Genomic DNA, 23,553 nt, shown 5'->3' with positions numbered 1-23,553 from the left:
CGTTAATGAGTGATATTATGCATCCCATCTCAATTGAGGCTTTATTAAATTGGATTTTTAGTGAGTATCAACAAGATGGCACAATTTTTGGCATTCGTAAATTTTATCATGCGGATCCTACAAAAACGATTTCGTTATTTGGAGAAAAAATGGAAACCCCTTGTGGTCCAGCAGCAGGTCCCCATACACAATTAGCACAAAATATTATTGCGGCCTATTTAACAGGTTCTCGTTTTTTTGAAGTTAAGACAGTCCAGATACTGGATGGAGAAGATTTACCGGTGAGTAAACCATGTATCGCAGCAGCGGATGAATGTTACAACGTTGAGTGGTCCACAGAATTGCGCGTTCCCCAAGCTTATGATGAATACGTCAAAGCATGGTTCGTTTTGAAGTTACTGAGTAAAGAGTTCGAGCTAGGTGACCCGAATGGTTTCATTTTTAACATGAGTGTTGGCTATGATTTGGAAGGGATTCAATCACCAAAAATTGATCGTTATATTAACGAAATGCAGAACGCAGAAGGAACGCCGATTTGGGCGGAATGCCAAGCAGCTGCCAAAAAATATCTATCTTATTTTAAAAAAGTAGATGACTTATATATCGAAGCAATTAGTCCTAAAGTCTGTCATTCTATTACGCTGTCGACTTTACACGGCTGTCCATCAGATGAAATTGAACGAATTGCGGCCTATTTATTAAGTGAAAAAGGGCTCCATTCCTTTATTAAATGTAATCCAACCATGTTAGGTTATGAATATGCGCGTCAAACGATGGATGAGCTAGGGTTTGATTATATGGTTTTTGACGATCACCATTTTAAAGAAGATTTACAATTTGAAGAAGCAGTACCGATGTTACAACGTCTGCAATTATTAGCTAATAGTAAAAATCTAAGCTTCGGAGTTAAAATTACGAACACTTTCCCGGTAACGATTGCAGCAAATGAATTACCTGGTGATGAAATGTACATGTCAGGACGTTCGCTATTTCCTCTTAGTATTTCATTGGCACAAAAATTATCAGAAGCATTTGATGGGAAACTACAAATTTCTTATTCTGGCGGTGCAGATATTTTCAATAGTAAAGAAATATTTGATGCTGGGATTTGGCCAATCACTATGGCAACGACGCTGTTGAAACCTGGTGGCTATCAACGAATGAATCAAGTTGCTAATGTATTGAGCACAGCAGAATATCCTCAGATGGTTCATGTCAACTTGGATAAATTAGCCCAAGTTGTTGAGAAAGCTAAAACACAAGCACGTTACCAAAAATCAATTAAATTACCAGAAAGTACCAAACTAAGAAAAACAGTTCCGTTAACAGATTGTTATATTGCTCCTTGTCGAAGTGACGGTGGTTGTCCAATCAATCAGGATATTCCTGCTTACCTTCGTTATGTAAGTGAAGGTAATTATTTAAAGGCCTTGCAAGTAATTGTCGATAAAAATCCCTTGCCTTTTATTACTGGAACCATTTGTGCACATCCTTGTATGACTAAATGTACACGTCAATTTTATGAAGAATCTATTCATATTCGGGAAGTGAAGTTAGAAGCAGCTGAACATGCTTATGATGAATTATTGACGACACTAGAAAAGCCACAGCCAAAAGAAAATGCACCTAAAACAGCTGTTGTGGGTGGAGGTCCTGCAGGGATCTCTGCTGGGTATTTATTAGCACGTGAAGGCATGCCTGTTACTGTGTTTGAAAAATCCAAGACAATTGGGGGCGTTTGTAGCCAGATTGTACCAGAATTTCGAATTTCTATGGAATCTGTTCAAAAAGACGTTCAGTTAGCGGAATTTATGGGAGCCGAATTCCGTACAGGACAAGAGGCGCCATCATTGGCGGAATTGAAAAACCAAGGCTATACGAATGTTATTTATGCCATTGGTGCATGGAAACATGGGGTCCTTCGTTTAGAATCTGGTCGAGCATTGAACTCGTTAGAATTTTTAAAAGCAAACCGAGAAAATCCAACAATTAATCCTTATGGAGAACAGATTGTCGTCGTTGGTGGCGGAAATACAGCTATGGACTGTGCTCGTGCAGCCACAACATTACCTGGTGTTAAAAAAGTCTCAGTGGTTTATCGTCGGAATAAACGCAATATGCCAGCAGATGAAGAAGAACTTTATTTAGCCTTAGAAGATGGTGTTGACTTTTTAGAATTACTTTCGCCAATTAAACATGAAAATCAACAATTAACTTGTGAAAAAATGGTCCTAGGTGAACGAGATGCCTCTGGACGCCGTCGTCCAATTGGTACAGGAGAAATGATTGATATTCCTGCTGATACAGTGATTGCCGCTGTTGGTGAAAAAGTAGATACAGAATTTTACCAAGCATTAGGCATTCACACAGACAACTATGGGAAAGTCGTTTCAAATCAAGAAACATTGGAAACAAATATACCAGGCGTCTATGTCATTGGTGACGCTAATTTAGGACCAGCCACAATTGTTGAAGCAATCGCTGATGCAACCAAAGCGGCCAATAATATTTGTCTTGTCCACAATCATCACTATGAAAAAGATAATTTAAATAGTGATGTCGCATTTGTTAGAAACAAACGGGGTATCCTTGTGACAGACGAGATGTCTTGTAGTCAAGCTAGTCGTTGCTTAGAATGCTCCACAATTTGTGAATCTTGTATGGATGTCTGTCCAAACCGAGCAAATATTGTTGTGTATGTCGAAGGAAAACCACAAATTGTCCATGTTGATCGGATGTGTAACGAATGTGGTAACTGTGAAACATTTTGCCCTTATGCAAGTGCCCCTTACAAAGACAAATTTACCTTATTTAATAGTGAATCTGATTTTTATGACAGTACTAATTCAGGTTTCTATGTTCAAAATCCTGTGGATAAAATTTGTTTACTGCGTCTATGGGGAACGGTGTCAACGATTCAATTAACAGATCAAGGATTAGATGTACCAGAAGATTTAATTGCATTAATGGTAACTATGATTGAAGAATATGCTTATTGTATGCAAGCATAAAAGGAAATTTACGACTGGGGGATAAATAAATGTCTATTCTGCTCAAAGGTGGAACCGTCGTATCTGCATATAATCGTCGTCAATTGGATATTCGAATTGACGGCGAGCAAATTGTAGAGATGGGGGCAAATTTACCAGTAGAAAATTCTCAGATTGAGGATGTTACGGGGTGTTATGTATTACCAGGCTTTATTGATGCGCATACGCATCTGGAATTAAATAATGGCAAAGGTTCGTTAAGTACGGCGGATAACTTTACCACTGGAAGCCAAGCGGCGGTGGCCAAAGGTACGACTACGGTTATTGATATGGCTACACCTAATAAAGGCGGCTCATTGAAAGACTGTTTAGCTACTTGGAATCAATTGGCTGAAGGCAAGAGTTCATGTGATTATACTTACCATATGTCCATGATTGAATGGAAACCAACGATAGCTGCTGAAATTCAGGAAATGATTGCTGCAGGTATTACTTCCTTCAAAATGTATATGGCTTATGATAATTTGCGAACCACAGATGCGGAAATTTTTGAAGCGATGAAGGAAATAAAAAAAGTTAATGGAATGTTAGGCGTTCATTGTGAAAATGGTGATTTAGTAGATGAATTAATCCAATCATATGTTTCTCAAGGAAAGCTAACCCCGCACTATCATCCGTTATCAAGACCGGCGGCTGTTGAAGCAGAAGCGGTAGCAAGATATTTGATGATAGCGGAAATGGCTGATTTGCCGGTTAATATTGTGCATTTAAGCACAAAACGATCGTTAGAAGCGGTGGAACGGGCTCGTCATAGAGGACAATCAGTTTATGTAGAAACTTGCCCTCAATATCTTTTACTAGATGATCACTTGTACGATGCGCCTAATTTTGAAGCAGCAAAATATGTCTGCTCACCGCCACTACGCAAACGAGAGGATCAACAGGCTTTGTGGCAAGGGATTAAAGAGGGGGCAATCAATACAATATCGACAGATCACTGTAGTTTTAATTTTCACGGACAAAAAACAGTTGGCGAAGATGATTTTAGTAAAATTCCAAATGGGATGCCAGGTGTTGAAACGAGACCAGAATTAATTTACACGGAAGGTGTGGCGAAGGGCCGAATCACCTTGGAAAAAATGGTTGCTTTGCTTTCTGAAAATATTGCTAAACAATTCTCGATGTATCCACAAAAAGGTGTGGTGCAAGAAGGCAGTGATGCCGATTTAGTTGTTTGGGATCCTAGAACAACCGGCGTGATTGCTGCGAGAACGCAGTTACAAAATGTCGATTATACGCCGTATGAAGGATTTGAAACACAAGGACAGGCTCGAATGGTTTATTTAAGAGGTCAAAAAGTTGCTGAAGCTGGGCAAGTCATCTTGGCAAATCAAGGAAAATTTGTTTTTCGTAAAGCAACTTAAAAATAGAAGGAGGAGAAGTATTTTTGGAAAAAATTAAATGGACAGCAAATGAAATGCCGAAGACGGAGGATAAGTACTTACCTCTGATGTCTAAAGAAAAAATTGAGAAAGCTTTGGCTTTTCACAAAAGTTTTCCACAGTATTCAGAAACACCATTAGCAGAATTGAATCATATGGCCGCTTATCTGGGGTTAAATGATTTCTTTGTTAAAGATGAATCTTATCGCTTTGGTTTAAATGCTTTTAAAGTCTTAGGTGGTTCTTTTGCCATGGCTAACTATATTGCCGAAAAATTAAAGAAAGATGTTTCGGAACTAACATATGATGAATTAACTTCTGATCAATTACGATCAGCTTTTGGACAAGCTACGTTTTTTACAGCAACTGATGGTAACCATGGACGAGGAGTCGCTTGGGCTGCGAATAAATTAGGCCAAAAATCAGTTGTACTCATGCCGAAGGGTTCAACACAGACGAGAAAAGAAAATATTGAAAAAGAAGGCGCAACCGTCACAATTGAAGAAGTTAATTACGATGAATGTGTACGAATGGCTAATAAAATGGCCGAAGAAACTGAAAACGGTGTCATGGTTCAAGACACCGCTTGGGACGGATATGAAAAAATTCCAACTTGGATTATGCAAGGATACGGAACGATGGCGTTAGAAGCCTCTCAACAATTAAGAAAATTTGGATCTGAACGACCTAGTCATGTTTTTGTTCAAGCTGGTGTCGGCAGTTTAGCTGGTGCGGTGATTGGTTATTTTGCTAATGCTTTTCCAGAAAACCCACCGATTATGGTCGTAGTTGAGGCACAGGCGGCTGACTGTTTATATCAATCAGCAATTAAAAAAGACGGAGAAATTCGCTTTGTCGATGGTGATTTACAGACAATTATGGCTGGCTTAGCATGTGGAGAACCTAATACGATTTCTTTTGATATTCTAAAAAATCATACATCCTTCTTTGTTTCAGCACCAGATTGGGTTTCTGAAAAAGGAATGCGTATGTTGGGCGCGCCATTAAAAGGGGATCCGCAAGTTGTATCAGGCGAATCTGGGGCAGTAGCAATGGGCTTAGTAGCTACAGTGATGCAAGATCCCGACTATCAAGAATTACGTGAGGCATTGCAACTGGATGAGACGTCAAACGTTTTAATGTTTTCTACCGAAGGGGACACTGATCCAGACAATTATAAAAAAATTTTATGGAGGTAAAAGGAATGGATTTTAATGCAGTAAATGCAGCAGCAGAAGGTTACAGAGAAGATATGGTCAAATTTTTAAGAGACCTTGTCAAAATTCCAGGAGAAAGTACAGAAGAAGGCAACAAAATTGCGCGAGCAAAAGCCGAAATGGAAAAATTAGGTTTTGATAAAATTGACATTGATCCTCAAGGGAATTTACTTGGTTATATGGGGTCTGGTGAAAAATTAATTGCTTTTGATGGGCACATGGATACTGTCGGAATTGGTGAAATGAGTAACTGGAAATTTGATCCTTACGATGGCTATGAAACAGAAACTGAGATCGGTGGTCGCGGTACGTCTGACCAAGAAGGCGGGATTGTTTCGGCTATTTATGGCGCTAAAGTCATGAAAGATTTAGGTCTATTATCAGAAAAATACACTGCTTTAGTAACAGTTACTGTCCAAGAAGAAGACTGTGACGGTTTATGCTGGCAATACATTATCAAAGAAGACGGTATCCGTCCAGAATTTGTTGTTTCAACAGAGCCAACAGATGGTGGGATTTATCGTGGTCAACGAGGCCGCATGGAAATTAAAGTTGATGTCAAAGGCGTTTCGTGTCATGGCTCAGCACCAGAACGTGGAGATAATGCCATTTACAAAATGGCGGATATCTTACAAGATGTTCGTGCCTTAAACAACAATGGAGATACAGAAAGCACAGCGATTCGTGGTTTAGTTCGTATGTTAGATCCTAAGTACAATCCAGAGTGGCAAGAAGCCCGTTTCTTAGGACGTGGTACGGTGACTGTTTCGCAAATTTTCCATTCTTCACCAAGTCGGTGTGCTGTTGCGGATGGCTGTACCGTTTCACTAGACCGTCGAATGACTGCTGGAGAAACTTGGGAAAGTTGTTTAGAAGAAATTCGCAATTTACCAGCTGTTAAAAAATATGGAGATGATGTGACGGTTTCAATGTACAACTATGATCGTCCTTCTTATACGGATTTAACTTATGAAATTGAATGTTATTTCCCAACGTGGGTCATTCCAGAAAATCATGATGTAACAAAAGCCTTGATGGAAACGCATAAAAATCTCTATGGAGAAACACGGAAAGGCTCTGTAGAAACAGTGGAAATGCGTGAAGAACGCCCATTGTTAGATAAGTGGACCTTCTCAACAAATGGCGTTTCAATTATGGGACGTAATGGCATTCCTTGTATTGGTTTCGGGCCAGGGGCGGAAGCACAAGCACATGCACCAAATGAAAAAACTTGGAAAGATGATTTGGTTCGTTGTGCAGCCGTTTATGCGGCATTACCAACGGTTTATTGTGGTTAAGTAAAGGATTATTAGACAAGAAAAAAGGAGCAGATGGAATGGAAACGTTTAAAGAATATATTGAGAAATTAGATAAATTAGAATTTGAAAAAATGTACGAAAATGACTTTTTCCTAACTTGGGAAAAAACAAGAGATGAATTAGAAGCTGTTTTCACAGTTGCCGATACATTACGCTATTTAAGAGAAAATAATATTTCAACTAAAATCTTTGATAGTGGCTTGGGGATTTCTTTATTCCGCGACAACTCTACAAGAACACGTTTTAGTTTCGCTTCAGCGTGTAATCTTTTGGGCTTAGAAGTTCAAGATTTAGACGAAGGAAAAAGTCAAATTTCTCACGGAGAAACTGTTCGTGAGACAGCAAACATGATTTCTTTTATGGCTGATATCATTGGTATTCGTGATGACATGTACATTGGTAAAGGCAATGCTTACATGCACGAAGTATCAGAATCTGTCCAAGAAGGATATAAAGATGGGGTATTAGAACAACGTCCAACGTTAGTGAATTTACAATGCGATATTGACCATCCGACACAAGCAATGGCAGATGCGTTGCATTTAATTCATGAATTTGGTGGTATTGAAAACCTGAAAGGGAAAAAAGTTGCCATGACTTGGGCGTATTCACCATCTTATGGAAAACCATTATCTGTTCCTCAAGGAATTGTTGGTCTAATGACCCGTTTAGGAATGGATGTCGTCTTAGCACATCCAGAAGGTTATGAAATTATGCCAGAAGTAGAAGAAGTTGCGAAGAAAAATGCGGCAGAATTTGGTGGAAACTTTACTAAAACGAATAGTATGGCAGAAGCATTCAAAGATGCGGATGTTGTTTATCCGAAAAGCTGGGCACCTTTTGCGGCAATGGAAAAGCGAACTGAATTATATGGCAATGGTGACCAAGCAGGAATTGATCAATTAGAACAAGAATTACTTTCTCAAAATAAAAAGCACAAAGATTGGGAATGTACAGAAGAATTGATGAAAACAACAAAAGACGGCAAAGCTTTGTATATGCATTGTCTACCAGCTGATATTACTGGCGTTAGTTGTGAAGAAGGCGAAGTGGAAGCTTCTGTTTTCGATCGTTATCGGGTCGAACTTTACAAAGAAGCTAGCTACAAACCGTATGTTATTGCGGCTATGATTTTCTTAAGTAAAGTAAAAAATCCGCAAAAAACCTTAACAGACTTAGCGGATAAAGCGACACCAAGAGAAGTAAAATAATGAATTTGGCATGAAGACAGATGCTTTTTCTTTACACAATGAATCATTAGAAGTTGCCTCTTCAACATGAACAAATAAGACCTTCCCAAGTCTATTCATGAATGTGTGATTGTCTCGAGTCAAGAACGCTTAGTCATGTGCGTTGACTTCATGCAACGACAACAGACAGTTAATACGAAAACTCGTTGTGAAAAAGAAAAAGCATCGTCCTTTTTATAAAACAGAAAATGAGGTGAAGCAATGGGCAAACGCGTCGTAGTAGCTTTAGGTGGCAATGCTTTAGGAAATAATTTGACGGAGCAGATGACTGCCGTAAAACAGACCTCCAAAGCGATTGCAGATTTGATTGAAGCAGGATATGAAGTTATTTTATCTCATGGCAATGGTCCTCAAGTGGGGATGATTCAATTAGCTATGGAAGAATTTTCCTTTAATAATCCACAATATCCAGTTGTTCCGTTATCCATGTGCGTAGCCATGAGTCAAAGTTACATTGGCTATGATTTAGAGAATGCGCTACAAGAAGAGTTGCGTCAGCGAAATATAAGTAAAGCCGTCACCACCATAGTCACTCAAGTGGTCGTGGATGAAAATGATCCGGCGTTCAAAAAACCAACGAAACCAATTGGCCGCTTCATGACAAAAGAAGAAGCAGAACAATTAGTCAAAGAAAAAAATATACAAGTGATGGAAGATGCTGGCCGTGGTTATCGCCAAGTCGTCGCTTCTCCTAAACCAAAAAATATTGTCGAACTTCTCACGATTCAAACATTGGTTGATGCTGGCCAAACAGTCATTGCTGGCGGCGGTGGTGGCATCCCAGTCATTCAAGAAGGGAACCGACTAAAAGGTGTAAATGCAGTCATCGACAAAGATTTTTGTAGTGAACGACTGGCTGAACAAGTGGATGCTGATCTGCTCGTGATTTTAACAGCAGTTGAAAAAGTTTGTATTAATTTTGGTAAAGAAAATCAAGAAGCCTTAGGGAATGTTTCAACAGAAAAAATGAAACAATATGCGCAAGAAGGTCAGTTTGCTCCAGGTTCAATGTTACCAAAAGTTGAAGCAGCGATTAAGTTTGCTGAATCTAAGCCAGGTCGAAAAACATTGATTACGTTATTAGAAAAAGCCAAAGAAGGATTATCTGGAAAAACAGGGACTTTAATTGAAAATAAAGAATCATAGAATGGAGGAAAACGATGACAAACAAAATGATTAATTCTGCACAGGCACCAGCTGCTGTAGGACCTTATTCACATTCTGTCTTAGCGGGAAATACGTTGTACATTTCTGGACAACTAGGATTAGATCCGCAATCGGGCGAAATGAAGGCTACAGTGGAAGAACAAGCAAAACAAGCTTTTATCAATTTAGGTTCGATTTTAAAAGAGGTCGAAATGACCTATGATAATGTTGTGAAAACAACGGTATTTTTACAACATATGTCTGATTTTAGCAAAATTAACGAAATCTATGGGAATTACTTTTCAGAAGTTTTGCCTGCACGTTCTTGTGTAGAAGTAGCCAAGTTGCCAAAAGATGGTTTATTTGAAATTGAAGCAGTTGCTGTCAAAGGATAATTTTTAAGATGTTTCTGAGGGAAAAAGGATTGCATTCTTTACTGATTAAGGGGAACAATCCTTTTAGAATAAAAAGAAGAAGGAAACGATCCTATGAATGAAAAAAAAGAGCAAGCATTATTTGAATATGATGCGAAACTATCAATTTCTGAAGCAATTCCGATGGGATTGCAACACGTTGTCGCAGCAGTAGTAGGGATTGTCACACCGGGAATTATGATTGCCAAAGTTTGCCAATTAAGTCCTAGTGATACGACTATTTTGATTCAAACATCATTGATTTTTTCAGCAGTTGCAACGTTAATTCAACTTTTCCCTATTTTTGGAAAAGTGGGTTCACGGTTACCAGTTATGATGGGGGCAAGTTTTGCGTATGTACCGATTTTGATGGCCATCGGAGCTGATTTTGGGATTGCAGCAATTTTTGGTTCCCAATTAGTTGGCAGTATTCTTGTTATTATTGTTGGTTTGTTCATTAAAAAAATACGTGTGTTGTTTCCGCCTTTAGTAACAGGAACGGTTATTTTAAGTATTGGACTATCCCTGTTTCCAGTTGCGATTAAGTATATGGCAGGAGGAGCTGGTAGTGCTGATTTTGGTTCAGCCCGGAATTGGTTAGTTGCATTATTAACCTTTGCGATTGTCTTTTACTTCAATTATTTTGCAAAAGGATTTTTGAAGTTATCCGCAATTTTAAACGGAATGGTTATTGGTTATTTGATTTCTTTAGCTTTAGGGATGGTTAGTTTTGAGCCAGTTCAAAATGCTAAAATCGTTCAGGTAATTACCCCGTTTCACTTTGGACTGGATTTTCAATTGGTACCAATCTTTACGCTTGTGGTGATGTTTATTGTTGATGCTGTTCAAGCCATCGGTCAATTTACAGCAACAACGGTTGGGGCAATGGATCGGGATGCAACGGATGAAGAATTATCTGGCGGAATTATGGGGAGTGGGTTCACTAACTTTATTGGCAGTTTATTTGGATCAATCCCAGTGGCAACTTTTGGACAAAATGTTGGTCTGGTTACGGTAACAAAAGTGATTAATAAGTATGTTCTGGTTTTCGCTTCAGTTATATTATTAATTGCTGGTTTTGTTCCGAAAGTAGCTGCATTATTAACTACAATTCCTTACGCGGTAATTGGTGGCGCAACGATTTCAGTTTTTGCTTCTATTTCTATGACAGGTATTCGGATGATTGCTTCGCAGGAAATGACTCCTCGAAATACTGGGGTTGTCGGAACAGCTCTAGCATTTGGAATTGGTGTCACATTGTCTACTGGAAGCTTAGCTGGTTTTCCAACTTGGGTAACAACGATTTTCGGTAATTCGGAAGTTATCTTAACCACTTTGGTAGCAGTCCTTTTAAATGTCATTTTAAAACCAAAAAAGCGCGTAGCACTTGAGTGAAGATTGCTTTTTTTGATACGAAAGTGAGTAAGCTTTCGTATCCTTTTTCCCTTACGTTATCTATAAAAAAATGAACGAATAAAGGAGGAGAAGATGTTTACGTATTCCCTAAACTTAAAATTAAAAACAGATCGGAACTTTTTTGGTCCTGGCGTTGTCGAAGTTTTACAAAAAATTCAGCAAACTGGTTCACTAAACTTAGCGGCAAAAGAGATGAAAATGTCTTATAATAAGGCATGGCGGATTGTGCGGGTAGCTGAAGAAGAGCTATCTTTTCCATTAATTATCAAAAGTGTTGGTGGTTGTAATGGTGGCGGGTCAATTGTTACGGATCAAGGAAAAGAGTTGATTAATCAATATCTTTTATTTGAGAAAAAAGTGTATCAACAGGTAGAGGCATGCTTTGAAGAAATATTTAAAGAACAGGATGTAGTATCGGAGGAACTGAAATGAGAGAAGTATTTCAGCGTTTGAAACAGGCAATATTGGAAAAGCAAGACACGATGTTATTAACGATTGGTACAAGTTCAGGATCTACACCACGAAGTCAAGGGGCTAGAATGCTGGTTTCCGCCGAAGGTAGAATAGCCGGAACTGTTGGTGGTGGCGCGGTTGAATTTCAGGCTGAACAAGTGGCAAAAAAGCTACTTATTGAGAAAGAAAATGCACAACGTCAATTTATTTTAGCACCGAATAATATTGCTGATTTAGGCATGGTCTGTGGCGGAAATGTCACGATTTTTTTCCATTATCTTTCATGGGAAACGCCATTTTTAAAAGAGTTGTGTGAGTCCATAGAAACGCATTTTCAAAATAATCAACAAGGTTGGTTAATGACTGAACTAGATCAAAACAATTTAGGAAAAGTATCCTTTTATAGTGAAACAGGCGAATTGATTGGTTCCACTTCTTGGGAGGGGGAATTAAGTTTGCTACCTAAAGGTATCCATTGTGAGCAAAAAGAGAACATAATTTTTTTAACAGAAGCGATCCTCCAAGTAGGGAAAGTGTATATTTTTGGAAGTGGTCATGTCGCACGCGCATTGGTACCTATTTTAAACTATTTATCGTTTTATTGCGTTGTAGTGGACGATCGTCCAGAATTTTTGACGGCACAAGCTTTTCCACAAGCTGAGGAACTACGGGTTATTCCTTTAGAAAATTTAGCTGCGTTTATTGAAATAACGGCGGACGATTATGGTATAGTAATTACCAGAGGACACAATTTTGATTTCATCGTTGCCAAACAGTTATTGGAAACACCAGCCAAATATATTGGTGTGATGGGGAGCAAACACAAAATTGCTTCACAAGTTCGACGGTTAAAAGAGGTCGGTTATACAATGACTGAAATTGAAAGAATTTTCATGCCAATTGGCTTAGATATTGCTGCCGAAACACCAGAAGAGTTAGCGATTAGCATCGCGGGAGAATTAATTCAACAGCGCTATCAATAATGCGGACCTTCAAATTAAATAAAAAACTTTTTTTGCTAAAAAATAATTTTTAGAACGGAGATTTGTGGTATAATCTAGGTGATTGAACACTAAACTATATCAGAAATCGAGGTGCAAGAAATGTATTCAATTATTGTAAATGGTCAAAGTGAAACCTGTGAAACAAACAAAAAATTAATGGACTTTTTGCGGGAGGATCTGGGCCTAACTGGAACAAAAGATGGCTGTAACCAAGGCTCTTGCGGTGCATGTACGGTGTTAGTAAATGGAAAGGCTTCCAAAGCATGTTTGTTTACTCTAGAAAAATTAGCTAGTAAAGAAGTCACGACAATCGAAGGTTTAAGCCAACGGCAAAAAGATGTCTATGCCTATGCGTTTGCAAAAACGGGTGCAGTTCAGTGCGGGTATTGCATCCCTGGGATGGTTATTTCGGCACAAGGATTATTGAACAAGAAACCCGAACCCACAAAAGAAGACATTCAGAAAGCTATACGAGGAAACATTTGTCGTTGTACAGGATATGTGAAAATAATAGAAGCCATTCAGTTAGCTGCTAAAATGTTTTGTGAAGAAACGAGCATTCCAGAAGAACATTCAAATGGTAAATTAGGGGAAGACTTCCAACGGGTCGATGCAGTGGAGAAAACCTTAGGAACAGGGATTTATGTAGATGACATTGACATAGAAGGAATGCTTCATGCATCTGCTTTGCGGAGTGCCTATCCTCGCGCAAAAGTTCTATCAATCGATAGTACCCAAGCATTGGCGCATCCTGACTGTGTGGCTGTGTTCACAGCTAAAGACGTTCCAGGAAATAATAAAATTGGTCATTTAGAATTTATTTCCGATTGGGATGTAATGATTCCAGAAGGAGAAATAACACGGTATGTTGGGGATGCAGTGGCACTCGTTGTTTCAAAAAGAAAAGAAACCTTACCAGAGATAAAAAATTTAGTGGAAGTTGATTACGAAGAAATGATACCGCTTACTTCTTGTGAAGCTGCTTTAGCAGAAGGTGCACCAGCTATTCATGAAAAGGGCAATATCTTGTCTCATGAACACTTGGTACGTGGCAACGCAGATGAAGTATTAGCAAATTCTGCGTTTGTAGTGACAGAACATTATTCCGTACCAATTAACGAACATGCCTTTATGGAACCCGAGTGTGCGATTGCAAAGCCTGAAGGTGAGGGCATTTTACTCTTTAGTGCGGGTCAAAGTATCTATGATGAACAACGGGAAGTGGCTCGGATGTTAGGACTGGATAAGGAAAAAATTCATGTTCAATCAAAACTTGTTGGTGGCGGTTTTGGTGGGAAAGAAGACATGAGTGTTCAGCATCATGCATCCTTAGCCGCTTGGTTATTGAAGAAACCAGTAAAAGTACTGCTAAGCCGTGAAGAAAGTTTGGTGGTTCATCCCAAACGCCATGGCATGGAAATGGACTTTACGACCGGCTGTGATGAAGAAGGCAATTTAACTGCAATGAAAGCAGTGATTTATGCGGATACTGGGGCCTATGCTTCTTTAGGAGGACCAGTATTGCAACGGGCTTGTACACATGCGGCAGGTCCTTACAAGTATCAAACGATTGATGTGGAAGGGTTTGCTGTATATACTAATAATCCGCCAGCAGGTGCATTTCGTGGATTTGGTGTTTGCCAAACGGCTTTTGCAATTGAAAGTAATTTAAACTTGTTAGCAGAAAAAGTCGGACTATCACCATGGGAAATACGCTTTAAAAATGCCGTCGCCCCAGGAGATACTTTACCGAATGGACAATTGGTCTCGAAAAATGCGGCGTTAAAAGAAGCCTTGTTAGCGGTTAAAGACGTCTATGAACAAGCGGAAGTTGCTGGAATTTCTAGTTTCTTTAAAAATAGTGGTGTGGGTGTGGGGCTACCTGATACAGGGCGTTGTATTATTTCTGTTGAAGAAGGAAAAATACATGTCCGCACAAGTGCTGCTTGTATCGGTCAAGGGATGGCAACCGTTACGACGCAAATTGCCTGTGAAACATTAAATTTACCACCAGAAATGATTGTTGCGGAAGCCCCTGATACAAGAAGAACACCGAATTCAGGAACGACAACGGCTTCGAGGCAGTCACTCTTCACAGGAGAAGCAACTAGAAGAGCGGCAATGCAATTACGGTATGAACTTGATATGGGACGTGCTTTAAGTGATTTGGAAGGTGAAGAATTTTATGGGGAATATTCAGCGAAAACGGATCCGTTAATTAATGATAAAAAAAGTCCAGTTAGTCATGCTGGCTATGGTTATGCTGCTGAAGTAGCTATTCTAGATGACAAAGGAAAAGTAGCTAAATTTGTGGCTGCGTATGATATGGGGCAAGTGGTGAATCCACGAGCTGCTGAAGGTCAAATTGAAGGTGGGATTGCGATGGGCATGGGGTATGCTTTAACTGAAAAATTTGCCTTAGAAGAAGGCTATGTTAAAGCAAAATATGCAACGCTAGGATTAGTGAACGCTACTCAAGTACCACCAATCGAAACAATTTTGGTTCATGCTGACAATCTTCACGAAGGTTTAGCCTATGGAATTAAAGGCGTAGGTGAGTTAGCAACGATCCCTACCGCACCAGCTTTAGCAGGCGCATATTTTGCCTTGGATGGTCAGCTCCGACCAAGTCTGCCTTTAGAAAATACCCCTTATCAAAAGAAAAAAAGATAAAAGGAGACAACTCATGTCACTCGTTAGTGTCATTATTCTAGCATCGGGCAATTCACAACGGATGGGCCAAAATAAATTGTTCTTAAAATATCAAGGAAAAACATTTTTAGAGCACACGTTAACCTTAGTGAATCAATTAGACGTATTAGAACGGATTTTAGTTGTTTCGCCTGAGAATCAGCCAGCGTTTCCTTTACCTAAGAACATTCAGGTGATTCTCAATCATCAATGGCAAGAAGGACAAAGTAGCAGTATTCGTTTAGGAACCGAACAAGCTCGGGGAGCTGGCTATTTATACTTACCTAGTGATCAACCATTGTTAACACCTAAAATGCTACAACCCGTGTTAGATAAATGTCAGAGAAATAAAATTGTAGTGCCATTACAAAAAGATGGCTGTCCTAGTAGTCCAGTATTATTCGGTAATCAATTTCGACAAGAACTATTAACATTGACTGGTGAAACAGGCGGACGCATGATTTATGAACGCTTTCCAGAAGCAGTTCAGATGCTGAGAATAGCGACTCCTGGCCGTTTAAAAGATATCGATACGCCAGAAGAGTACAGAAAACTAATTCAAGAAACCAATAGTTAGAGAGGAAAAACGTATGAAGGACTTGGTTTATTTAAATTATGCAGCGACTTCCTATAAAAAATTTCCAGCAACTATTGAGGCTTTGACTGCCTATTTAGCAGAAAATCAGTTCATGAATTACGGAAGAAATGCCCCTTTGCTTAGAGAGGGGCTTCCTCTTTTAGAGACACGTCAATTGTTAGCAGACTTTTTTCAGGCACCCAGTGCGGCTCAGATTACGTTTACGAATAACGCAACAACTTCCTTAAATCTTGCATTAGCGGGGATTTTACAACCTGGCGACCATGTGATTACGACCATGTTAGAACATCATGCAGTAGCTAGACCGCTTCACTTACTTGAGAAAGAACGAGGCATTTCAGTGACGTATGTTGCTTGTCAAAAAACTGGCCTGTTAGATGTAGAAGATATTCAGCGAGCCTGGCGAACGAATACAAAAGCCTTGGTGATGACACACGCATCCAATGTCTTAGGCACCATTTTACCCATTGAAGAATGTTTTCAATGGGCTCAACAGAAAGGCTTACTAACTGTTTTGGATGCGGCTCAAACGGCGGGATTTTTACCAATAAAAATGACCCAGATGGCCATTGATGTGTTAGCCTTTACTGGACATAAAAGCTTATATGGATTAGCAGGTATTGGTGGGTTAGCTTTTAGTGAGCGAGGGGCTGAAGCGGTCAAACCACTGATAACGGGCGGCACTGGTAGCCATTCTAATTCCTTTGATCAACCCTCTTTTTTACCAGATAAATTTGAAGCTGGTACGTTAAACAGTTTAGGTATTCTAAGCTTAAATAGTTCTGTTAAAGAGTTGAATAAAATTGGTTTAGCAGCGATTCAAAAGCACGAACGAACCTTAATGCAGAATTTTTTAAATGGTTTATCAGGGTTACCTGTCACAATTTTAGGAACCAAGGACGTGGCACAAACTGTCCCTGTTGTTTCTATCACACTGTGGAATCAGGAAGAAACAGTGGTGGCACAGCAACTAGCAGAACAATATGGCATTATGACGCGCGCAGGTTTGCATTGTGCACCATTAGCCCATGAAACAGCTGGGACTTTAGCAACTGGCACCTTACGTTTTAGCTTTGGTTGGCAGACAACGCCTGAAGAAATTACTTGGACAATTCACGCTTTACAAGAACTACTAATTTGAGAAGGAGCGGACAGCATGGATTTTTTATCACAATGTACATCAGGTGGCTGCGGGGCAAAAATTGAATCCCGTGTACTGAACCAATTGTTGCAACACTTACCCGAAACACCGGCAAATGAGCGGCTACTCGTCGGATTTGAACATGCCGACGATGCCGCTGTTTACCAAATAACGTCTGAAAAAGCTTTGATTTCAACGGTAGATTTTTTTTCACCAATGGTCAATGATCCGTTATCATTTGGAAAAATTGCGGTCGCTAATGCTTTAAGTGATGTTTATGCCATGGGCGGAACAGTCCTTTATGCGCTAAATCTTGTTTGTTTTCCACAAAAGATGTCAAAAGAATGGTTGGAACAAATGCTCTTGGGTGGCAGTTTAAAATTAAAGGAAGCGGGCGCTTTACTGGCGGGAGGTCATTCGATTTATGACCATGAACCCAAGTATGGCTTAGCGGTAACTGGAGAAGTTCATCCAGAAAATTTGTGGCATAATAATACGCCACAGGTGGGGGATGTCTTGATTTTAACTAAAGCATTAGGTGTAGGAATTATTCAAGCGGCTGTTCGGGGGCAATTAGCGAAGCAGACGGAACAAAAAATCGCGCAAGATTCGATGGAACGTTTAAATAAATATGCCGCTGCGAATGCTCGATCCTACGCAGTACATGCTTGTACTGACGTGACTGGGTTTGGTCTATTAATTCATGCAAAAGAAATGGCTGATAATCAGGTAACATTACTGATTGATACAGAAGCATTACCAACCATTACAGGAGCGTTGGCCTACGCCGGAGAATGTTTAGTCACTGCAGCTGGGCAAAGAAACCGCCAAACAATCGGAACGACAATCGATTATTCAAAAATTTCTATGGAAATGCAAGAACTTTTGTTTGATCCACAAACATCTGGCGGACTGTTAATTAGTGTCGCTGCTGATGAAGCGGCAGCCTGTTTAGCAGCTATTCAAAAAGAGGACCCTGTTGCCAAAATTATTGGCGAGGTTCTGCCAAAAGAACAACAAGCAGTAGTACTTTTATAGAGAGAAGGGCCAAATATGAAATTAGTAGATGCATTGGGGAAACCTTGCCCAATACCTGTGATTGAAACAAAAAAAGCTCTGGCGGAGTTAGGTTTAGCTGGAGGCACTATCGAGGTTTTAGTTGATAACGAAGTAGCTGTTGAAAATTTGAAAAAATTAGCTGCTAAAAAACAGGCCACTTTGACTGCGAAGCAGATAGAAGCCACGGTTTTCTCTGTCAAAATTACGGTACCTGAAGAAGCGACTCAACAAACAAGTCAGTCAGCAACAGATTTAGTAATTACGATTGGCTCCGATCAATTAGGTACTGGAGACGAGCAGCTAGGACGACTATTAATGAAAAGTTATCTTCAATCCTTATCAGAAGCAGAAACTGTTCCTACACAGCTATTATTCTTTAATCGAGGGGCGTTTTTAACGAATCAAGCAGCGAACACCTTAGATGATTTGCAACAATTAGCGGAGAAGGGAACCACGATTCAAACGTGTGGGGCCTGTTTAGATTTTTATCATTTAACAGACACCTTAGCTATCGGATCTATTACTAATATGTACGAAATTGTTGAAACAATGAATCAAGCGGCTAAAGTAATTACGCTTTAACAAAAAAAGAAGGTGAAAAGATGGAGTATTTGCTAACCTTTCCGAATACACATTATGCTGTTCAGGCAGAACAAGTACTGTTGACAAGAAAGGTGGCTGTTCGCGTCTTTACTTTGCCACCATCATTGACGGATGGCTGTGGGATCGGTTTACTCATTAATGAAGCGGAAATAACTCACAGTGTATGTTTTTTAGAAGAAGCAAAAGTACGCGTAGCCTCTATTTTTTCTGTGAAAAATGACCTTGGGGAAAGGAGGTACCAACTGTGGAGTCCTTAAAAAAGTGTTTTGATTTACAAGGAAAGGAAATTGTGTCGATTGTTGGTAGTGGTGGGAAAACAAGCTTAATGTGGGCGCTAGCAAAAACATATCGAAAGGAAGCTGTTCTGGTTAGTACAACCACAAAAATTGGGTTTCCCCAACGTCAATTGTATGATTATTTTTATACAAACCATTTTGAAAAAATAACGCCGAATATCTGCGGAATCACTTTAGCAGGAACCGCTATCAACAATCAAACAAAACTAACGATGCCTGCAATGACCTCGCTTCAAATATTGTTTCAGCACTTCACGAAAGTTTTTTTAGAAGCGGATGGTTCCAAACAACGACCTTTGAAAGGCTGGTCCTCTTATGAACCCGTGATATTAAAAGAAACAACCACCACAATTGGTGTGCTTCCGATTTCTGTGATTGGTCAAAAGATAGATGAAACGACCATTCATCGGTTGCCGCTTTTTTTGGAATTAACCGATGCGCAACAACAAGAACCAATCACAGAAACATTGTTAGCTCAACTGATTGCTAATCCAAAAGGATTGTTTAAAGAGAGCCAAGGCAAACGAATTTTGTGTTTAAATCAAACCCATACGCGAAGAGAGTTCGTTCAAGCGATGAATGTCTGTCTTCAGTTACCCAAAAGCTGTTTTGAAAAATTAGACAAAATTATTGCTTGCAATATGGAATTAGAGAAAGGACTTATTTTATGGGAGAAATCAGTCAAAACATCCAAGAAAAATTAGTGATTGTTCGCGGAGGGGGCGATCTAGCGACAGGCGTTATCCAAAAATTATGGCACGTTGGATTTAAAATACTAGTATTAGAAACAGAATGTCCTCTGGCCATTCGGCGGACTGTTTCAGTTTGTGATGCTATTTTCCAGAAAGAACAAAGAGTGGAAGATTTGGTTGCTGTTCGAATTACTTCATTAAAGGATTGCGCGAAATGTTGGCAGCAAAATAAGCTGCCTGTTTTTGTCGATCAAACAGCAAGTGCTATTCAACAATTGAAACCACTGATTGTTATCGATGCGATTTTGGCTAAGAAAAATTTAGGTACGCATCGAGGAATGGCACCGATTACGATTGCTTTAGGACCAGGCTTTTCAGCACCGCAAGATGTCGATGTTGTGATTGAGACAATGCGTGGACATAGGTTGGGACGTTTATACTTTGAAGGAACAGCTTTACCTAATACAGGTATTCCAGGTGAAATTGGCGGAAAAAGTGCGGAACGAGTTGTCCATGCCCCTGCTTCAGGACAAGTTACCCACCTTAAAAACATAGGGGATTTTGTGTTGAAAGGGGAAGCATTATTTTTTATCGATCAGGTTCCAGTTTATTCGCCTCTGACAGGGACTTTGAGAGGATTGATTTCAGAAAAGGTAACCTGTTATCAAGGGTTGAAGTGTGCAGATGTAGATCCTCGACCAGTTGAGAAAGTCGATTGCTTGACGATCTCCGACAAAGCTCGTGCATTAGGGGGAGCGGTTTTAGAAGCAATTTTTATGATTGGAAGAAGGAAAAACGTTTTATAAAAAAGAACCTAAATAATATTTTTTTTACCTTAAAAATATTGTTAAAAAGGTTTGGAGTGTGGTATAGTAAAGACGTAGTAAAAAATACTCTATCTCGAAAGGAGAAGAGTACATACTTAGTTAGATTAGTTTGTGAATAAAATCATTTGTTAAAAATTTTTTAAGTAGTTAATGTAAGGGGTTACAATTGCATTTGAATGCATTGAAATATTTAGGAAAAAGAAAGGAAATGAATGAAGATGGCACTAGTAAAAATTGTTTATGCAAGTATGACTGGAAACACAGAAGAAATTTCCGAGATTTTGGAAGAACAGTTTCAAGAAGCCGGAGTTGAAGTAGAACGTGAAGAATGTTCAGAAGTTGATGTAGACTTCTTTGATGATGCAGATGCTTGTATTATCGCAACGTATACTTATGGTGATGGGGAACTGCCTTTTGAATTTGAAGATTTCTTTGATGAATTAACTGAAAAGGATTTAGCAGGTAAGCCATTTGGCGTTGTTGGTTCCGGTGATCGTGAATATGGTGAATTTTTCTGTAAATCAGCGCATGATTTTGTAGGAGCTTTTGAAAAAGCTGGTGCTAAAAAAGTAGCTGAAACAGTTGAAATTGAAAACAATGCAGAAGAAGAAGACATCGAAATGCTAAAAACATTTGTTAAAAGTGTTGCCACAACTTTATCTGATAGCGTTGCCTAAAGGTTTAAGAAAGTAGGAGTCAGAATGAAAAGGAATGATGAAGGTAGGTATTTCAATGTTTAATATTCTTCAGTCGACTCAATTATCTAGTAATACATTTGATTTTTGGCTGGAAGCACCAAGAATAGCGACACATGCCCAGGCTGGACAGTTTGTTATTTTAAGAATTGACGAAAAAGGAGAGCGGATCCCTTTAACGATTGCGGAGACAAATCCACAAGCAGGCAGTATTCGAATTATTTTCCAAGTAATCGGTAAGACAACAGCTACACTTTCCCAACTTAAAACTTCAGACTCTTTGTTGGATATCACTGGACCTTTAGGTATGCCCACAGAAGTGAAGCAATATGGAACGGTGATGGTTGTCGGTGGCGGGGTTGGTATCGCGGCTATTTATCCAATTATCAAGGCTTTAAAAGAAGCAGGCAACCGAGTGATTACGATTTTGGGAGCACGAACAGCTGAGTTAGTTCTGTTACAAGAAGAATGCCGTCGTTATTCAGATGAGCTAATCATTACAACGGATGATGGTTCATTAGGTAAAAAGGGCTTAGTAACAGAAGCGATGGAAGAAGTTATTGCACGTGAATCTGTAGCGTGCAGTTGGGCGATTGGGCCCAGCATCATGATGAAATTTTGTACCTTGACAGCTGAAAAACATCAATTACCAATTTATGTTTCCTTGAATCCTATTATGATTGACGGAACAGGCATGTGTGGCGGTTGTCGGGTCACTGTTGATGGCACCATGAAATTTGCCTGTGTTGATGGACCTGAGTTTAAAGGCAATGAAGTAAATTGGGATGAATTCATTAATCGAATGAAGCAATATCAGGAAGAAGAAGCAGTTTGCTTTACAGATCGTTTGAAAGAGCAGGTGGAGAAAAATGGCTAGAAAAAGTCGTATAAAAACACCGATTGCGGAACAAGCACCTACTATCAGAAAGAATAATTTTGAAGAGGTTTGCTTAGGCTATACATTAGCAGAAGGGCAAGAAGAAGCGGTTCGCTGTTTACAATGTAAAAATGCACCTTGTATTGCTAAATGCCCCGTGATGATTGATATTCCTGGATTTATTTTAGCTATTCGTGAAGGAAACATGGAACAAGCAGCCGATATTTTAAGTAAATATACGAATTTACCTGCTATTTGTGGACGCGTTTGTCCGCAAGAAAAACAATGTGAACAAGTTTGTAAATTAGGGAAAGCCAAAAACTTTGAACCAGTGGCAATTGGCAAATTAGAACGTTTAGTTGCCGATTGGGCATTAGAAAATCACATGTTTCCTAAAAAAACAGCGGAACCAACAAAAGGGAAAATCGCAGTGGTCGGTTCTGGTCCTTCTGGGTTAACGGTTGCGGGGGATTTGGCAAAGCTCGGTTACGAAGTAATTATTTTTGAAGCGCTTCATGAAGCTGGCGGCGTATTAACCTATGGTATACCTGAATTTCGATTACCGAAAAAAATTGTTAAACAGGAAATTGCGAGTATTGAAGCCTTAGGTGTAACAATAGAAACCAATGTGGTAGTAGGTAAAACGATTACGATGGAAGAAATAATGACAGAGTTTGATGCCTGTTATCTATCGGTTGGTGCAGGGGCACCAAACTTTATGGGAATCCCAGGGACTAGCTTAAATGGGGTTTATTCTTCTAGTGAATTTTTAACACGAATCAATTTAATGCATAGCTATGAGTTTCCAGAATATGATACACCGATTAAACGTGCTAAAAATGTTGTTGTGATTGGCGGCGGGAATGTTGCAATGGATGCCGCTCGTTCAGCCAAACGATTAGGCGCTGAAAATGTGAACATTGTGTATCGTCGTTCGTTAGAAGAATTACCAGCAAGAATTGAAGAATACCACCATTCCCTTGAAGAAGGAATTAACTATTATTGGTTAACGAATCCAATTGCTTATTTAGATGACCAACAAGGAAATCTAGCCGGTGTTGAATGTGTCAAAATGGTTTTAGGTGAACCAGATGCGTCTGGAAGACGACGGCCAGAACCAATTCCAAACAGCACGTTTACCATTCCTGCTGATGCAGTAATCGAGGCAATTGGCCAAGGGGCAAATCGAGTCTTGTTATCAACATATTCAGAAATAGAACTAAATCAATGGGGGTACATTCAGGCTGATCCTAAAACAGGAGCAACCTCAATACCTGGCATTTTTGCTGGGGGCGACATAGTCACAGGTGCTGCCACCGTTATTTTAGCGATGGGCGCTGGGAAAATCGCAGCTAATGCAATTGATCAGTATGTCAAAACACAAAAAACAACAGTCACAAGCAATGTTTAGGAAAGATAAAAGG

The 23,553-nt window shown here is 39.5% G+C and carries 21 protein-coding genes; all 21 read left to right on the top strand.

The window, feature by feature from the left end; translation table 11 throughout:
* Positions 1–5 precede the first annotated feature (5 nt).
* A complete protein-coding gene (ygfK, locus tag AB1I62_RS11560) occupies positions 6–3,011 on the top strand; it encodes a putative selenate reductase subunit YgfK (protein ID WP_367019306.1) in 3,006 nt (1,001 codons plus the stop codon).
* 29 nt (positions 3,012–3,040) lie between these two features.
* Entirely contained in the window at positions 3,041–4,414 is a 1,374-nt protein-coding gene (gene hydA, locus AB1I62_RS11555; RefSeq protein WP_367019305.1) for a dihydropyrimidinase, read from the top strand.
* A gap of 23 nt (positions 4,415–4,437) precedes the next feature.
* Positions 4,438–5,631: a diaminopropionate ammonia-lyase gene (dpaL, locus tag AB1I62_RS11550; protein ID WP_002356589.1), complete on the top strand. Its 1,194-nt coding sequence runs from the start codon at positions 4,438–4,440 to the stop codon at positions 5,629–5,631.
* Positions 5,622–6,947 (top strand): YgeY family selenium metabolism-linked hydrolase, encoded by a 1,326-nt coding sequence (locus AB1I62_RS11545; RefSeq protein WP_202452971.1) that lies wholly within the window; start codon positions 5,622–5,624, stop codon positions 6,945–6,947. Before dpaL ends, AB1I62_RS11545 begins: the two co-directional genes overlap by 10 nt.
* A gap of 38 nt (positions 6,948–6,985) precedes the next feature.
* Positions 6,986–8,179 carry a knotted carbamoyltransferase YgeW gene (ygeW, locus tag AB1I62_RS11540; protein ID WP_002359643.1) on the top strand — a complete coding sequence of 398 codons (1,194 nt, stop codon included), beginning with the start codon at positions 6,986–6,988 and terminating at the stop codon, positions 8,177–8,179.
* Between the two features lie 240 nt (positions 8,180–8,419).
* Entirely contained in the window at positions 8,420–9,364 is a 945-nt protein-coding gene (gene arcC / locus AB1I62_RS11535; protein WP_002362589.1) for a carbamate kinase, read from the top strand.
* A 14-nt stretch (positions 9,365–9,378) separates the two neighbouring features.
* The gene (locus tag AB1I62_RS11530; RefSeq protein ID WP_002356593.1) at positions 9,379–9,759 is read left to right on the top strand and encodes a RidA family protein; all 381 of its coding nucleotides are present in this window, start codon (positions 9,379–9,381) and stop codon (positions 9,757–9,759) included.
* 93 nt (positions 9,760–9,852) lie between these two features.
* Positions 9,853–11,172 carry a nucleobase:cation symporter-2 family protein gene (locus AB1I62_RS11525; protein ID WP_002356594.1) on the top strand — a complete coding sequence of 440 codons (1,320 nt, stop codon included), beginning with the start codon at positions 9,853–9,855 and terminating at the stop codon, positions 11,170–11,172.
* Between the two features lie 93 nt (positions 11,173–11,265).
* The gene (locus tag AB1I62_RS11520) at positions 11,266–11,625 is read left to right on the top strand and encodes a LysR family transcriptional regulator (RefSeq protein WP_367019303.1); all 360 of its coding nucleotides are present in this window, start codon (positions 11,266–11,268) and stop codon (positions 11,623–11,625) included.
* Positions 11,622–12,629 carry an XdhC family protein gene (locus AB1I62_RS11515; protein ID WP_077932760.1) on the top strand — a complete coding sequence of 336 codons (1,008 nt, stop codon included), beginning with the start codon at positions 11,622–11,624 and terminating at the stop codon, positions 12,627–12,629. The genes AB1I62_RS11520 and AB1I62_RS11515 overlap by 4 nt, the downstream gene beginning before the upstream one ends.
* 120 nt (positions 12,630–12,749) lie before the next feature.
* Positions 12,750–15,323, top strand: a complete 2,574-nt coding sequence (gene xdh, locus AB1I62_RS11510) for a selenium-dependent xanthine dehydrogenase (protein ID WP_367019302.1) — start codon at positions 12,750–12,752, stop codon at positions 15,321–15,323.
* A 13-nt stretch (positions 15,324–15,336) separates the two neighbouring features.
* A complete protein-coding gene (gene mocA, locus AB1I62_RS11505; protein ID WP_033594458.1) occupies positions 15,337–15,918 on the top strand; it encodes a molybdenum cofactor cytidylyltransferase in 582 nt (193 codons plus the stop codon).
* Between the two features lie 13 nt (positions 15,919–15,931).
* Positions 15,932–17,080 (top strand): selenocysteine lyase SclA, encoded by a 1,149-nt coding sequence (gene sclA / locus AB1I62_RS11500; protein ID WP_104890965.1) that lies wholly within the window; start codon positions 15,932–15,934, stop codon positions 17,078–17,080.
* 15 nt (positions 17,081–17,095) lie between these two features.
* Positions 17,096–18,118, top strand: coding sequence for a selenide, water dikinase SelD (selD, locus tag AB1I62_RS11495; RefSeq protein WP_002407197.1), 1,023 nt, complete (start codon positions 17,096–17,098; stop codon positions 18,116–18,118).
* A 15-nt stretch (positions 18,119–18,133) separates the two neighbouring features.
* Positions 18,134–18,721: a sulfurtransferase-like selenium metabolism protein YedF gene (yedF, locus tag AB1I62_RS11490; RefSeq protein WP_109538029.1), complete on the top strand. Its 588-nt coding sequence runs from the start codon at positions 18,134–18,136 to the stop codon at positions 18,719–18,721.
* A 20-nt stretch (positions 18,722–18,741) separates the two neighbouring features.
* Entirely contained in the window at positions 18,742–18,999 is a 258-nt protein-coding gene (locus AB1I62_RS11485; RefSeq protein ID WP_002367121.1) for a DUF3343 domain-containing protein, read from the top strand.
* Complete coding sequence (gene yqeC, locus AB1I62_RS11480) at positions 18,987–19,742, top strand: selenium cofactor biosynthesis protein YqeC (RefSeq protein ID WP_002368918.1); 756 nt, start codon at positions 18,987–18,989, stop codon at positions 19,740–19,742. The genes AB1I62_RS11485 and yqeC overlap by 13 nt, the downstream gene beginning before the upstream one ends.
* The gene (gene yqeB / locus AB1I62_RS11475; protein ID WP_002376613.1) at positions 19,706–20,536 is read left to right on the top strand and encodes a selenium-dependent molybdenum cofactor biosynthesis protein YqeB; all 831 of its coding nucleotides are present in this window, start codon (positions 19,706–19,708) and stop codon (positions 20,534–20,536) included. The genes yqeC and yqeB overlap by 37 nt, the downstream gene beginning before the upstream one ends.
* A 233-nt stretch (positions 20,537–20,769) precedes the next feature.
* A complete protein-coding gene (locus tag AB1I62_RS11470; protein ID WP_002382673.1) occupies positions 20,770–21,234 on the top strand; it encodes a flavodoxin in 465 nt (154 codons plus the stop codon).
* A gap of 37 nt (positions 21,235–21,271) precedes the next feature.
* A complete protein-coding gene (locus AB1I62_RS11465) occupies positions 21,272–22,129 on the top strand; it encodes a sulfide/dihydroorotate dehydrogenase-like FAD/NAD-binding protein (RefSeq protein ID WP_174097263.1) in 858 nt (285 codons plus the stop codon).
* Positions 22,122–23,540, top strand: coding sequence for an NADPH-dependent glutamate synthase (gltA, locus tag AB1I62_RS11460; RefSeq protein ID WP_367019300.1), 1,419 nt, complete (start codon positions 22,122–22,124; stop codon positions 23,538–23,540). Before AB1I62_RS11465 ends, gltA begins: the two co-directional genes overlap by 8 nt.
* Positions 23,541–23,553 lie beyond the last annotated feature (13 nt).

Source organism: Enterococcus sp. AN402 (assembly GCF_040719405.1).
Classification (GTDB): Bacteria; Bacillota; Bacilli; order Lactobacillales; family Enterococcaceae; genus Enterococcus; species Enterococcus faecalis.
This window is presented reverse-complemented; position numbering and strand designations above follow the sequence as displayed.